Consider the following 13660-nt stretch of genomic DNA (forward strand, 5'->3'; position numbering starts at 1 on the left):
GGGGTCGCGCGCGCTCAGCGGATCTTGAACGACGAATCGCCCTTGGACTTCTCCGCGGTCTGCTTCTGCGCTTCCGCGAGGGCTTCCTTGTAACGGGCGTTGGAGGGCTCGTAGGTGAGCGCCATCTTCAGGTTGCGCTCCGCGGCGGAGGGGTTGCCGGCGTCCAGGTCCTTCTGGGCCTGCGCGTAGAACTGGCGGCCCTTGGGGTGGGTGCCGATCTGCTCCTCCTGCTCCTTCTTCACCGCGGCCTTCGTCTCCGCCTCGGAGGCGTCGGTGAAGCGCAGCTTCTGCGCGCGGTCCGGGCCGGCGATGTCCACGAGGTACTTCTTGCGCTTGGTGTCGTCGCGCAGGACGTAATAGGCCTCGGTGATGCGCTTGTAGAGCTCGTGCACCTGCTCCTTGAGCGCCTTGGACTCCAGGTGGAAGAAGCGGTCCGGGTGGTAGACGCGGCTCTCCCGGTAGAAGGCCTTCTTGATGTCGGAGGGCACGGCGGAGCGGTCCAGCGCGAGCAGCTCGAAGTAGTCCGTCTGGTCCAGCTTCGCGCAGCGCGTCTCCAGCTCCGTGAGCTGCTCCAGGCTGAGCGCCGGACCCGCGGCGGCGGACGGCGGCGGGGGCGGCGTGAGGGCGGACACCGGCGAGATGGCGGGCGCCAGGTTCGTGCTCGACGGGGGGCGCGGGGCTCCGGCGGGCGCGACGGCGGGCAGGGAGACCGTGGGCCGGCTGCCAGGGCGCGGCGGCGGAGAGCCGGCCGGGGCGATGGGCGGCACGACCTGTCCAACGGCGAGCACCGGAGGCACCCCGACGGGGGCCATCACGGGCACGGGCGTGAGCGGGTTGATCCGCGGCGCGAGCGGCACCGGGGTGACGGGCCCGATGGCGGGCACGGGGCGCGCGCCCGCGGGCACGGACGGCGGTGCCGGCGCGATGGACGGCACCGCGGGGGTCCGCGGAGAGGAGGGCGGCGTGGCCGGGCCGGTGGGAGCCACCGCGGGGCTCAAGGGGGGCACACCGGGGACGCGCGCGGCGGGCGCGACCACCGGGGCCACGGAAGGGACCGAGGGTGGCGCACCAGGGACGCGCGCGGCGGGCGCGACTGCTGGGGCCACGGAAGGGACCGCGGAACTCGAGGGCGGCGCACCGGGGACGCGAGCAGCGGGCACGACCGCCGGGGCCCCGGTCGGTGCGGCACGCGCGCCGGGCGCCACGGGAGGTACTCCGGGGGCGATGGGCGGAGGCGTCTGTCCCTGGGTCGCGGGCGTCTTCGCGGCTGCGATGGGGGCCATGCTGGGCGGCATGGCGGGGGGCATCGCGGGAGCGGTCGGCTCGGAGGGGGCCGCGCTGGCGGTGGGCGGGACGATGGGCGCGACGCGAGGCATCGACGCGGGGGCCACGGGCGGCGTCACCGCGCCGACGGCGGGGATCGCGTTGACGGTGGGCCGGGCGTGGGCGGGAACGGAGGTGCCTGGCGACGGCGCGCCGACGGCGGGGATGGCGCTGACCGTGGGCCGGGCGTGGGCGGGAACCGGCTCAACCGGAGGCGGAGCACCGACGGCGGGGATGGCGCTGACCGTGGGCCGGGCGTGAGCGGGGATGGCCGCGCCCTGGGGCGGCGTCACCGCGCCGACGGCGGGGATGGCGCTGACCGTGGGCCGTGCAGTGGCTGGAGGCGATGCGCCCTGGGGCGGCGTCACCGCGCCGACGGCGGGGATGGCGCTGACCGTGGGCCGTGCAGTGGCTGGAGGCGATGCGCCCTGGGGCGGCGTCACCGCGCCGACGGCAGGGGCGCTGATGGTTGGCCGTGTAGCGGCTGGAGGTGTCGCGCCCTGGGTGGGCGGTATCACCGCGCCGACGGCAGGGACGCTGATGGTGGGCCTTGCCTGTGCGGGCGCGGTCCCAGCCTGGGGCGGCGTCACCGCGCCGATGGCGGGAATCCCAGCGGCGGTGGGGCGCGTCGCGGCCGGGGCCCCCACGGGCGGAATCCCCGGTGGCGCAGCGCGCGGAGGTGATGTCACCGGCGCGATGCCCGGCGGTGTCGGACGCGGCGGTGCTCCTGCCTCGCCCACCGGCGTGATGCCCGGCGGTGCTCCCCCCGCGCCCATCGACGGCAGGCTCGCGGGCGTCGAACGCGGTGGTGCTCCACCCGCGCCCATTGACGGCAGGCCCGCGGGGGTCGAACGCGGCGGCGCTCCCGCGCTCGCCGGGGGCACCGACGGGATGGCGCCCGACGTCGGAGCCTTCGGCACCGCTGGGGCCACCGGGGGCGCGACAGGCGGCGGCGTGGCACGGGCTCCCGGCGGGGCCGCGCGCGGCGGAACCGACGGCACCGCGCCGCTCGGGGGCCGGGGCGCGGCGGGCGCCAGGGGCGTGACGGACGGGGGAACCGCCGCCGTCAGACGGGGCAGCGCGGGCGCCGCCGGACGCGAGGGGACCGCGGGCGCGGGGGGCCCCGGCGGTGCGCCAGACGTCGGATCAGAAGGCTCGGACATCGGTGGTGCCTAGTTGGCCATGGCCGGCAGGTCGTTGCCGTCGTGGCCCGCGAGCCGCGTGTTGCGGTTGGCCTGGATCGACTGCTGGATGTCCGCCTCCGTCATGCCGGAGGACAGCGTGATCGACGTGGACGTCTTCTGGCCCGTCTCCACGTCACACGCGGACACGTTCACCAGCCCGTCCGTGTTGATCTCGAACGTCACTTCGATCTTCACCTCGCCGCGATACCCGATGCGGAAGCCCGCGAACTCGAACTCGCCCAGCATCTCGCACTCTTCGGCGCGGTTGGACTCGCCCTGGTACACGCGGATCTTCACCTTCTCCTGCCCGTCGCGGCTGGTGGTGAAGGTCTTCGAGCGGTCGATGGGCACCGGCGTGTTCTTGTCGATGATCTTCTCGGTGTACCCACCCACCGTGCCGATGCGCAGCGTCAGCGGCGTGACGTCCACCAGGAACGTCTCCGTCTTGCTGTCCAGGAGCGCGTGCGACTGGAGCGCGGCGCCCATGGCCACGACCTGATCCGGGTTGATGCCCTCCAGCGGCTCCTTCTGGAAGTAGTGCTTCACCGAGTTGCGGATGATGGGCAGCCGCGTGGGCCCGCCCACCAGGATGACCGCGTCGATGTCCGCCGCCGTCAGCCGCGCGCTCTGCAGCGCTTCGTCACAGACCTTGAACGTGCGCTGCACCAGGTCCATCACCATCCGGTTGAACTGGTCCTGGTTGAGCGTGTTGCGCAGGTCCATCACGTTGCCGTTGGCGTCCTGGCAGATGCCCTGGCAGAGCAGCTCCGCCGTGCCGTACGTGCCCACGTCGATCTTCGCCTTCTCCGCCGCGTCCTTGAGCATCTGCAGGCAGTACTTGTTCTGCCGCAGGTCCAGCCGCGTGCGGGCCAGGAAGTCGTCCGCCATCCACGTCATGATGCGGTCGTCGAAGTCGTCGCCGCCCAGGTACGTGTCGCCCGCCGTGGCGAGCACTTCAAAGACGTCCTTGCCGATCTCCAGGATGGACACGTCGAACGTGCCGCCGCCCAGGTCGTACACGACGACGCGCTGGTTGACGTCCCGGCCGAACCCGTACGCGAGCGCCGCGGCGGTGGGCTCGTTGAGGATGCGCAGCACCTCCAGCCCCGCGATGCGGCCCGCGTCCTTCGTCGCCTGGCGCTGGTTGTCGTTGAAGTACGCCGGCACCGTGATGACGGCCTTGGTGACCTCGCGGCCCAGGTACGTCTCCGCGACGGCCTTCATCTCCTTGAGCACCAGCGCGGAGATCTCCGGCAGCGAGTAGTTGCGCTCGCGCACGCCGATGCGCACCGAGTTGTTCTCGCCCTCGACGATGCGGTACGGCATCACCGCCTGCGCCTTCTTCACCTCGTCGGAGAAGTAGTAGCGACCGATGAGCCGCTTGGCCGAGTACACCGTGTTCTCGGGGCTGGTGATGATGTTCTTCTTCGCCGCGTTGCCCACCAGCACGGACCCTTCCTCCAGGAAGGACACGCACGAGGCATGCGTCGTCTCGCCCCACTCGTTGGGGATGACCGTGGGCTGGCCCTCGTGGACGACGGACACGCACGAATACGACGTGCCCAGATCGATGCCGATTGCGATGTCGTCCGCCATTCCGTCTCCGGTAAAGACCTGCACCCCGGCTCCCCCCTGGGGGGACTGCCGGGAAGCGGTCAGAGGTTAGGCCCCACGGTGTGACGTGTCAATTCACTGGCAGACCAAATGCCAGCCATTTCAAGGGCTTAGCGCCAGAGCAGGGGAGCAGGGGGGCAGCGCTGAAGCGCACCCGCCGCGGCCTTATCCCTTGAAGGGAAGGGGGGTACAGCGCATGTCCTCGATTCTCGCCGCGTTGTCGTCGGATCCCAATCTCCTGCGGTGCGAGCTGCACCGCCTCACCTCCCAGGTCGTCCTGCGCCCGGATGCCCAGGCCAACGCCCTGGGCGTGGGCTCCTACGCCCAGGAGGAGGTCCTGCTGCGCCGGCTGGCCCCGGGGACGGACGTCCGCCTGGACGACCTGGGGCCTCCGCACGAATCCGAGGCCGTGCTCTTCCACGCCGGCCGCCTGCCGCCCGGGCTGTCGCCCGAGGAGAACACGCAGCCCTTCCGTGCCCGTCACTGGCTGTTCGCCCACCAGGGCCCGCTGCCGGACTTCGCGCCCCTGCGCGCCCCGCTCCTGGAGCGCGTGCCGGACCACCTCCAGCGCCAGGTGGTGGGCGCCACGGACAGCGAGGTGCTCTTCGCCCTGTTCCTCACGCGCCTGCGCGACCTGGGCCGCACGGATGATCCGCGCCTGGAGCCGGACGTCGCGGGCCGCCTGCTGCGCGACACGGTGCGGGAGGTGGAGGCCGCGCTCGTGCGGGCAGGCCGGGTGCGCACGCCGCCGCTGAACCTGGTGGCCACCAATGGCGCGGTGCTCGTGGCCACCCGCTGCGGGGAGGCCCCGCTGTACTACACGCGGCTGGAGGGCAGCGCGGAGTGCGAGCGCTGCGGCGTGGACGCCGCCACGCCGGAGACGCGGCCCGCGGTGGGGGCGCACCGTCGGAGGCGGACGGTGGTGGTGGCCACCCACGTCACCCGCACGCAGGGCTGGGTGGAGCTGGCGCCGGGAACGACGCTCGCGGTGGGGGCGGACCTCCAGGTCCAGCACCTGCCGCCTTCCTGAAGTCCGGAGGACCGCGCGGGCCTCAGGGCCCGCCGAAGAAGGACACCTCCAGGAAGCGCACGTAGAGGTTGCACGCGGCGTGGAAGAGGGCGCAGCCAAGGATGGTGCCCGTGCGCTCGCGCATCCAGCCGAAGAGCAGGGCGGGGAAGAACACCGCCAGCCGCCACGTCTGGAAGATGGCCAGGTGGCCCAGCGCGAAGAGCAGCGCCGTCACCCAGAAGGCCTTCCCCAGCCGGCCGCCCAGCACCACGCGGCCCTGGGGCCACGCGTCGCGCAGGCGGGCCTGCACGTAGCCCCGGTAGAAGAACTCCTCCGGCAGGGCCACCACGAAGAGCTGGTCGATGACCCACTCGCCGAAGCGCGGGGGCAGGCGCGGCTGGAAGTGGCCTTCGCCGATGACGGGCGTCAGGTGCTGCGCGAGCGCGGGCGGCAGGTGCGGCACCACCTGCACGAAGCCGGCGAAGCCCACGAAGAACAGCGGCCCCACGATGAGCGACAGGACGACGAACAGGCGCACGTCCTGCTTCCACGCATGCAGCGACAGGCCGTAGTCGCGGTAGTCCTCGTCGCGCCAGCGCATGGGGATGAGCGGCAGGTAGAGGAAGCCCACCGTGGCCACCAGCTTGGGCACGCTGGTGCCGCCGGCCACGAGGAACGCGAACACGATGCCCAGGAAGCCCAGGGCCCACAGGCCCACCGCCTCCTGCACCGCGCTCACGCGGAAGGGTGGCCCCGGAGGGCGGCTCACGGCGCGTCCGCCGACGCCAGCTCCGCCTTCACCGCGCTCAGGGGCAGCGCGCGCACGCCCTTGCCCCGGCGCTCGACGACGACGGCCACCAGCCGCCCCTCGGCGTCGTACAGGGGGCTGCCCGGCGCCAGCGTCAGGGGCACGTCGAAGAAGGGCGCGGGCGCGGCCCGGGCCTTCGCGGCGCGCGGCGTGTCCCGGCGGGCGCTGCCCTTGCCCGTGCTCGCGGGCATCACGCCCACGACCCAGCGGCCCGCGAGCCCCTCCGGCACCAGCCGCACCGGCGCCGCGGGCCACGCGCCCTGGGGGCCCGCCACCACCGCGACCTGGAGCACCGCGCTGGTGAGCACCACGCGCGCCGTCAGCGCGTTGCCCGCGTGCTCCACCTGGGCGGACTGGGCGCCCACGTGCGCCGCGGCGGTGAGGACCTGCCCGTCGCTGCCCACGATGATGCCGGGGCCGGCGTGCTGGGGGCCTCGCACGCGCACCACGGAGCGGGCGTGCAGCTCCAGCACGCGCTGGAGGTCCGCGCGCGACGGACGGGCCTCCGCGCCGGCCCGGGTGGGCGTGACGAGGAGGAAGAGGAGGGCGAGGACGAGGACGGACGGGCGGAACATCAGCGCGCCCGCGAGCCTATCAGCGCTCTCGCAGGGCGGCGAGGAAGCTGGCCGCGGGCAGGGTGTTGAGGATGTCCTTCCTCCGCGCCCAGCCCCGGCGCGCGGTGGCCACCGCGTAGGACAGGTTGCGCAGGTCCTCCTGACGGTGCGCGTCGCAGCTGGCCACCAGCTTCACCCCGCGTGACACGGCCTGTCGCACGTACTCCGCCTTCAGGTCCAACCGCTGCGGCTTGCCGTTCACCTCCACCGCCACGCCCCGTTCGGCGGCGCGCTCCAGCACCTCCTCCATGCGCAGGGGGTACGGCTCGCGGCTCTGGATGAGGCGCCCGGTGGGGTGTCCCAGGATGTGCATGTGCGGGTTGTCCAGCGCGGCCAGCACCCGGCGCGTCATCTGGTCCTCGTCCATGGAGTGGCGCACGTGGATGGAGGCGATGACGACCTCCAGCTGCTCCAGCACGCTGTCCGCATAGTCCAGCGCGCCGGTCTCCAGGATGTCCACCTCGATGCCCTTGAGCAGCCGCACGCCGGGCACCGCCGCGTTCACGCGGTCGATCTCCTCCCACTGCCGCTTGAGGTCGTCCACCTTGAGGCCGCCCGCGTGGATGGCCGCCTCGCTGTGCTCGGTGATGGTGAGGTACTTGAGGCCCAGGGCCTGGGCCGCGCGGGCCATCTCCTCCAGCGAGTTGCGCCCGTCGGACCAGGTGCTGTGCGCATGCACCGCGCCCTGCACGTCCTCCAGCGTCACCAGGTCCTCCGGCAGCTTCCCGGCCCGCGCCGCCTCCACCTCGCCGGAGTCCTCGCGCAATTCCGGAGGCACTTCCTGCATGCCCAGCAGCCGGTACAGCGTCGCCTCGTCGGGGACGGGGACCTTGGTGCCGTCCTCGCGGTGCACGCCCCACTCGGAGATTTTCAGGCCCTTCTCGTGCCCCAGGTTGCGCAGCCGGATGTGGTGGCCCTTGGAGCCGGTGAAGTGGTGCAGCGCGGTGGCGAAGTCCTCGTCCGGCAGCACGCGCAGGTCCACCTGGAGGTCGCCCGCCGTCATCCGCACCGAACACTTGCTGTCGCCCTTGCCCAGCACCGTCGCGACTCCCGGCGCCTGAGCGAGGGTATCCAGCACCGGCCCGGCCTCCTCCGCGGAGGCGATGATGTCCACGTCGGACACCGTCTCCGCGCGGCGGCGCACGCTGCCACCCAGGCTCGCGCGCACCACGCCCGGGGCCGCGCGGATGAGCTCCAGCAGCTGCTCCGCGAGGGGCAGCGCGTCACCCAGCAGCTTGCGCTCGCCCTTCGCGCGCCGGTACACGGCGATGCCGTCCAGGAGCTTCGTCTCGCTCCTGGCGCCAAAGCCCTTGAGCTCGCGCACGCGGCCTTCCTGGCAGGCGCGCTCCAGGTCCTCCACGCTGCCCACCTGGAGCTCCTTCCAGAGGACGGCGACCTTCTTGGGGCCCACGTCCGGCAGCTTCATGAGCTCCAGGAGGCCGGCGGGGAAGCGGGCCTTCAGCTCCTCGAAGGCGCTCATGCGGCCGGTCTTCACCAGCTCGGAGAGCTTCTCGGCGAGCCCGGGCCCGATGCCCTGGAGGTCCTGCAGGCGGCCCTCGGTGACGATGGCGCCCAGGTCCTGCGGCAGGTTCGCGATGCGGTCCGCGGCGATGTCGTAGGCCCGGACGCGGAAGCCGGTTTCGCCCTGGAGCTGGAGCAGCAGGGACATGTCCCGGAGGACCTGGGCGACGGTCGCCTTGTCGGTGAGCACGGCGGTGGAGGGTGTCACGTCGGAAGTCACGACCGGGAAATTAATGCCTTGGGAAGGTGGGTGCAGGCCTGGACGCGTTGTGGGAAAAGGAACGCGGGAAAAGGAACGCCATGACGAAGATAAAGCTGGGGCCAGCGGACTTCGCCGAGAGGGAGATGCGCGGCTACGAGGTCGGCAAGCGCAACGTCTGCATCGCGAAGATCCACGGTCGGTACAAGGGCCTCGACGACTGGTGCAACCACGCCGGGTGCCTGCTGTCGGGAGGCCGCATCGAGGACAACACCGTCGTGTGCCCCTGCCACGAGGTCGGCTTCGACATGGACACCGGCCAGAACGTCACCTCTCCCGGGGTGTGTGACGACCAGCCGACGGTGCGACTCGCGGTCGAGGACGGCACGCTCGTCGTCGAGCTGCCCGACGCCTGACCTCTTCCCGCACCGCCCCCTCGCCTTCTCCAGGAGCGTCCACCATGGGACACGACGGACACGATCACGACCATGACTCCGGTCATGGCCATTCCCACCCGCATGGCCACGGCCACTCGCACGAGCACGGCCATGACCACGGCCACAGCCACTCGCACGAGCACAGCCACTCACATGAGCACGGCCACTCGCACGAGCACGGCCACTCGCACGAGCACGGCCATGACCACGGCCACGGCCACGGTCATGACCACGGGCACTTGCACGAGGGCTCTACGGTGGCGGCGGAGCACAAGTCGCGGGCGCCGGTGCATGTCAGCGCGTTCGTGGTGACGTGTTCGGACAGCCGGGACGCGGCGCACGACGGCAGCGGCAAGGACCTGCGCGAGGGCCTGTCCGCGGCGGGGCACACCATCGCCGGGCACACCGTGGTGAAGGATGATCCGGAGGCCATCCGGGGCGCGCTCGCGCAGGCGCAGGCGTCGGGGGCCCGGGCGGTGCTCTTCACGGGCGGCACGGGCATTGGCCGGCGCGACTGCACCGTGGAGACGCTGCGCGCGCTGTTCGAGAAGGAGCTGCCCGGCTTCGGCGAGCTGTTCCGGATGCTGTCGTACCAGCAGATCGGCAGCCCCGCGCTGATGTCGCGCGCCACGGCGGGCACGTACCAGGGGATGATCCTCTTCGCGCTGCCGGGCTCGCCGCAGGCGGTGCGGCTGGCGCTGGAGGCCCTCATCCTCCCGGAACTGGGCCACGCGGTGCGCGAGCTCACCCGTTAAGAAGGGAAGGGCGCGCGGCACCCCCGCCGCGCCCCCTCAAGAGACGCAGGAGCGCGGCAGATGAAGAAGCGCCGAGGCGCGCACACCGGACTGAGCCTCCAGGCGGCCGAGCGGCTGCGCCCCCGCCTGGATGCCTTCCTGGCGTCCATCGACGCGCGGGCCCGCATCGGCTTCGACCCGGTGGAGTTCCCCCACCGCTACCGGGACCCGCGCGACGTGGAGGTCAGCGCGCTGCTGGCGGCGGCGCTGGCGTACGGCCGCGCGGACCTGTTCCGCCCGAAGGTGGACGGGCTGCTCCAGCGCATGGGCACATCCCCCGCGGCCTTCGTGCGCACGCTGGACGTCGCCGGGGCGAAGGCGCTGCTCACGGGCTTCGTGTACCGCTTCAACGTGGGCACCGACCTGGCCGTGCTGCTGCTGGGCATGGGCCGGGCGCTGCGCGAACACGGCAGCCTGGAGGCGCTCTTCGTCCGGGGCTGGAAGGCGAGCGGCACGCTGCACGGCGCGCTCGCGGCCTTCACCGCCGCGCTCCGGGACGTGCCCATGGACGCGCTCCGGGAGGCGATGGGCCCCGAGCGGGGCCTGCACCACCTGCTGCCCTCGCCGCTGGGGCCGGGCGCCGCCAAGCGCCTCAACCTCTACCTGCGCTGGATGGTGCGGGGCCCGGACGCGGTGGACTTCGGCATCTGGAGGCAGGTGCCCCCGTCGGTGCTGCTCGTCCCGCTGGACACCCACATCGGCCGCATGGCGCTGCACCTGGGACTCACCCGCCGCACGGACCTCACCTGGCGCACCGCCGAGGAGGTCACCGCGTCCCTGCGCGCGCTCGACCCGGACGACCCCGTCCGGTACGACTTTGCTTTGTGCCACTACGGGATGAGCGGGGCCTGCCCCGCGAAGACGCTGCCCGAGCACTGTGTCCGGTGCTCCCTGCTGTCGTCGTGCAAGGTGGGTCCCCGCCTCGTCGCGCGCATTTCCCTGCAAGTCTGAGTCCCACCAGACCCTGAAAATGTTTGCAAGCGGTCACCATGGCCCCTCGTTGACGGGTTGGCCCCGGAGGGCTGCAATGCGGGTTGGCGGCGCGGGTGTCACGCACCGCGGGGCGCAAGGAGCAACGCGGTGCAGGCAATGCTGGTGGCGGTCCCAGCCCCGGTGGCCCAGGACGTGGAGCGCGACCTCTGCGCCACGGCCGAGGGACGCGCATGTCGCGTGCTCCGCGTCGAATCCGCACCGGAGCCGCTGCCCGAGGGGCTGCTCGTGCTGTGGGACCACGGAGGTCCCCTGGAGGCGGTGAAGGCGCGCTGTCAGTGGGTGCACGCCCGGCGGTTGCCCACGCGCTCGTGGCTGGTGGTGCTCACGACGCGCGACGGCGCGGAGGCGGAGGCGCTGAACGAGGCGGGCGCGGACGAGTGTGTCGCGCCGCCCGGCACGCTGTGGGGCGCGAGGCTCGTGGCGCTGCGGCGGCGCTCGGCGGATGGGGACGCGCTGGCGCTGCGGCGCACGCGCGACATCTTCCAGGGCGCGCTGGACGCGGTGCCGGAGCCGCTGTTCATCAAGGACCGTGAGCACCGCTACGTGGCGGTGAACAGCGCCTTCTGCCGTTTGATGGGACAGTCCGTGGACACGCTGCGCGGCAACGTGTCCATCGCGTGCATCCCCGCGCACGAAGCGGAGCTGTCCTGGCGCCAGGACGAGCGCGCCTTCACCACCGGCCAGACGGTGGAGGACGAGGGCGGCCTCACCGACGTGAAGGGCCACTCCCGCGAGGTGCTCACGCAGCGGGCCGCGTACACCCTGCCCACCGGAGAGCGCTTCCTCGTGGGGCTCGTGCGCGACGTCACCGAGCGCACCCGCCTGGAGACGCAGCGGCGGCTGGCGGAGCGGATGACGTCCGTGGGCATGCTGGCGGCGGGCGTCGCGCATGAAATCAACAACCCGCTCTCCTACGTCACGTCCAACCTGGCGTACCTCTGGGAGCGCGTGGCGCAGCCGGTGGTGCCAGTGGAGCAACTGGACGAGCTGCGGCAGGTGGTGGCCGAAGCGCTGGAGGGCGCGGGGCGCGTGCGCTCCATCGTGCGCGACCTGCGGACGTTCTCCCGGGCGGAGGAGGAGAGCCACGGCCCGGTGGACGTCCAGCGGGCGGTGGATGGCGCGCTCAAGCTGATGCGCGACGAGCTGCTGCACCGCTCCCGCCTGACGTGTGAAGTGGAGCCGGTGGCCGCGGTGCTCGGCAACGAGGGCCGGCTGGGGCAGGTCGTCATGCACCTGCTGCTCAACGCACTCCAGGCCTTCGGAGAGCGGCCGGCGGAGGAGAACCTGCTGCGGCTGCGCGTGCGCCCGGGCCGCGAAGGGCACGTGTTGATTGAAGTGGAGGACAACGGCCAGGGGATGCCCGGCGAGGTGCGCCAGCGCATCTTCGACCCCTTCTTCACCACGCGCTCCCCCAGGGGCGGCACGGGCCTGGGCCTGTCCATCTGCCTCACGCTGGTGCACGCGATGGGCGGCCACATCGAGGTCGCCAGCGAGCAGGGCCAGGGCAGCCTCTTCCGCGTGGAGCTGCCCGCGCTCAACGCGCAGGCGGAGGCGTCGAAGCCGGTGGTGCTCGCGGTCCCCGCGGAAGGGTCCGCGCAGGCGGCGCGGGCGACGAGGAACCTGCGGCGCCTGCTGCTCATCGACGACGAGCCGGCGGTGGGCAGCGCGGTGAGCCGGCTGCTGCGCAACCTGTACGACGTGCACGTCATCCAGGACGCGCGCGAAGCGCTGAAGCGGCTGTCCCACGGGGAGCGGTTCGACGCCATCCTCTGCGACCTGATGATGCCGGGCATGAGCGGCATGGACTTCCTGGTGGAGCTGGAGCGGCTGGCGCCGGAGCTGGCGCCGCGCACCGGGTTGATGACGGGGGGGGTGAATCCCCAGGCCCGTGAGTTCGTGGGCCGCCGCGCGAAGGAGCTGTTGGAGAAGCCCTTCGAGCGCGACCAGCTCTGCACCTTCGTCGAAACGCTGATGCAATGAAGCGCCGCGCCCGCTGGACGTTCGCGGCCGCGCTCGCGGTCCTGCTGCTCGCGCTCGTCTTCCTGCTGCCCCCGGAGCTGCGGGGGCTGTCCTTCATGTTGCGCGCGGCGGGCCTTCGCGGCGCCACGGCCGAGTCGCTGGCCCGCCTGGACACGGTGCCCTTCACGGTGTCGCAGCTCCAGGTGCCCACGCGCCACGGGCCGGTGCGAGCGCGGCTCTACCAGCCGGCGGAGCGCAAGGGCCGCCTCATCGTGCTCACGTCGGGCGTGCACGCGGCGGGCATCGACGAGCCGCGCCTGGTGAAGCTCGCGGGCGACCTGGCCACCGGGGGACAGCCGGTGCTCACGCCGGAGCCGCCGGACCTGCTGCGCTATGAAATCACCCCGCGCCTGCCGGACGTCATCGAGGACGTGGCCCTCTGGGCCGTGGGGCAGCCCGCGCTGACGCCCGACGGGAAGCTGGACCTGTTCGGCATCAGCTTCTCCGGGGGCCTGTCCGTCGTCGCCGCGGGGCGCCCGGCCCTGCGCGACCACGTGGCGGCGGTGCTGTCCTTCGGCGGCCATGGCGAGCTGTCGCGCGTGCTGTCCTTCCTGTGCACGGGCGTCCAGGCGGACGGGGTGCGCCGCAGGCCCCACGACTACGGCGTGGTGGTCATCCTGCTCAGCGCCGCGGACCGGCTGGTGCCCCCCGAACAGGTGGAGCCGCTGCGCGAGGGCGTCCGCACCTTCCTGCACGCGTCACACCTGACGCTGGTGGACGGGAAGCAGGCCGAGGCCCGCTTCGCGGAGGCTCGCGGGAAGGAGGCGGACCTCCCCGAGCCCGCCGCCACGCTGCTGCACCTGGTGAACACGCGCGACGTGCCCGCGCTGGGCGCCCGGCTGCTGCCCCTCGTGAAGGACTTCGCGGGAGACCCGTCGCTGTCGCCGGAGCGTTCTCCCCCTCCGCGTGCGCCGGTGTACCTGCTGCACGGGATGGACGACTCGGTCATCCCCGCCATCGAATCCACGCTGCTGGCGCGCGCGCTGGAGCCCTTCACGCAGGTCCACCTGCGCTCCACGCCGCTCATCACCCACGCGGAGATGGACCGGGACGTCGACGCGCTGGAGGCGCTGCGGCTGGTGCGCTTCTGGTCCGGACTGCTGGGCGAGTAGCGCGGCCCGCGCGCGGCGGCAGAACGTGGGAGC

General features: G+C 72.7%; 13 protein-coding genes. 8 read left to right on the forward strand and 5 right to left on the reverse strand.

Annotated elements, in window-relative coordinates; genetic code table 11:
• Window positions 1-14 precede the first annotated feature (14 nt).
• Window positions 15-986, reverse strand: coding sequence for a J domain-containing protein (locus OV207_RS23855; RefSeq protein WP_267557479.1), 972 nt, complete (start codon window positions 984-986; stop codon window positions 15-17).
• Window positions 987-1224: 238 nt separating this feature from the next.
• Here OV207_RS23855 and OV207_RS23860 point away from each other — a divergent pair, with 238 nt between their 5' ends.
• A complete protein-coding gene (locus OV207_RS23860) occupies window positions 1225-1584 on the forward strand; it encodes a hypothetical protein (protein ID WP_267557481.1) in 360 nt (119 codons plus the stop codon).
• 6 nt (window positions 1585-1590) lie between these two features.
• Window positions 1591-2499: a hypothetical protein gene (locus tag OV207_RS23865; protein WP_267557483.1), complete on the forward strand. Its 909-nt coding sequence runs from the start codon at window positions 1591-1593 to the stop codon at window positions 2497-2499.
• Here OV207_RS23865 and dnaK read toward each other — a convergent pair.
• Window positions 2496-4103 (reverse strand): molecular chaperone DnaK, encoded by a 1608-nt coding sequence (gene dnaK, locus OV207_RS23870; RefSeq protein WP_193429850.1) that lies wholly within the window; start codon window positions 4101-4103, stop codon window positions 2496-2498. The two genes, OV207_RS23865 and dnaK, sit on opposite strands and share 4 nt — an antisense overlap.
• A 214-nt stretch (window positions 4104-4317) precedes the next feature.
• Here dnaK and OV207_RS23875 point away from each other — a divergent pair, with 214 nt between their 5' ends.
• Window positions 4318-5151 (forward strand): class II glutamine amidotransferase, encoded by an 834-nt coding sequence (locus OV207_RS23875; protein WP_193429851.1) that lies wholly within the window; start codon window positions 4318-4320, stop codon window positions 5149-5151.
• Between the two features lie 22 nt (window positions 5152-5173).
• Here OV207_RS23875 and mrtX read toward each other — a convergent pair whose 3' ends face one another.
• Genes mrtX through polX form a run of 3 tightly spaced genes read right to left on the reverse strand, consistent with a single transcriptional unit; the run spans window position 5174 to window position 8293 of the window.
• Window positions 5174-5899 (reverse strand): myxosortase MrtX, encoded by a 726-nt coding sequence (gene mrtX, locus OV207_RS23880; RefSeq protein WP_193429852.1) that lies wholly within the window; start codon window positions 5897-5899, stop codon window positions 5174-5176.
• Entirely contained in the window at window positions 5896-6513 is a 618-nt protein-coding gene (locus OV207_RS23885) for a serine protease (RefSeq protein WP_267557487.1), read from the reverse strand. The genes mrtX and OV207_RS23885 overlap by 4 nt, the downstream gene beginning before the upstream one ends.
• 19 nt (window positions 6514-6532) lie before the next feature.
• Window positions 6533-8293, reverse strand: a complete 1761-nt coding sequence (polX, locus tag OV207_RS23890) for a DNA polymerase/3'-5' exonuclease PolX (RefSeq protein ID WP_267557489.1) — start codon at window positions 8291-8293, stop codon at window positions 6533-6535.
• 80 nt (window positions 8294-8373) lie between these two features.
• Here polX and OV207_RS23895 point away from each other — a divergent pair, with 80 nt between their 5' ends.
• From OV207_RS23895 to OV207_RS23915, 5 genes are all read left to right on the forward strand, one after another.
• On the forward strand, window positions 8374-8688 hold the full coding sequence (locus tag OV207_RS23895) for a Rieske (2Fe-2S) protein (protein WP_267557490.1): 315 nt from the start codon (window positions 8374-8376) through the stop codon (window positions 8686-8688).
• Window positions 8689-8996: 308 nt separating this feature from the next.
• The gene (locus tag OV207_RS23900) at window positions 8997-9464 is read left to right on the forward strand and encodes a MogA/MoaB family molybdenum cofactor biosynthesis protein (protein WP_193429914.1); all 468 of its coding nucleotides are present in this window, start codon (window positions 8997-8999) and stop codon (window positions 9462-9464) included.
• Window positions 9465-9524: 60 nt separating this feature from the next.
• Window positions 9525-10454 carry a TIGR02757 family protein gene (locus OV207_RS23905; RefSeq protein WP_267557491.1) on the forward strand — a complete coding sequence of 310 codons (930 nt, stop codon included), beginning with the start codon at window positions 9525-9527 and terminating at the stop codon, window positions 10452-10454.
• A 138-nt stretch (window positions 10455-10592) separates the two neighbouring features.
• Complete coding sequence (locus tag OV207_RS23910) at window positions 10593-12476, forward strand: ATP-binding protein (RefSeq protein WP_193429915.1); 1884 nt, start codon at window positions 10593-10595, stop codon at window positions 12474-12476.
• A complete protein-coding gene (locus OV207_RS23915; RefSeq protein WP_267557492.1) occupies window positions 12473-13627 on the forward strand; it encodes a hypothetical protein in 1155 nt (384 codons plus the stop codon). The genes OV207_RS23910 and OV207_RS23915 overlap by 4 nt, the downstream gene beginning before the upstream one ends.
• The last annotated feature ends 33 nt before the right edge of the window (window positions 13628-13660 follow it).

The sequence above is a fragment of the Corallococcus sp. BB11-1 genome, assembly GCF_026626625.1.
GTDB lineage: Bacteria > Myxococcota > Myxococcia > Myxococcales > Myxococcaceae > Corallococcus > Corallococcus soli.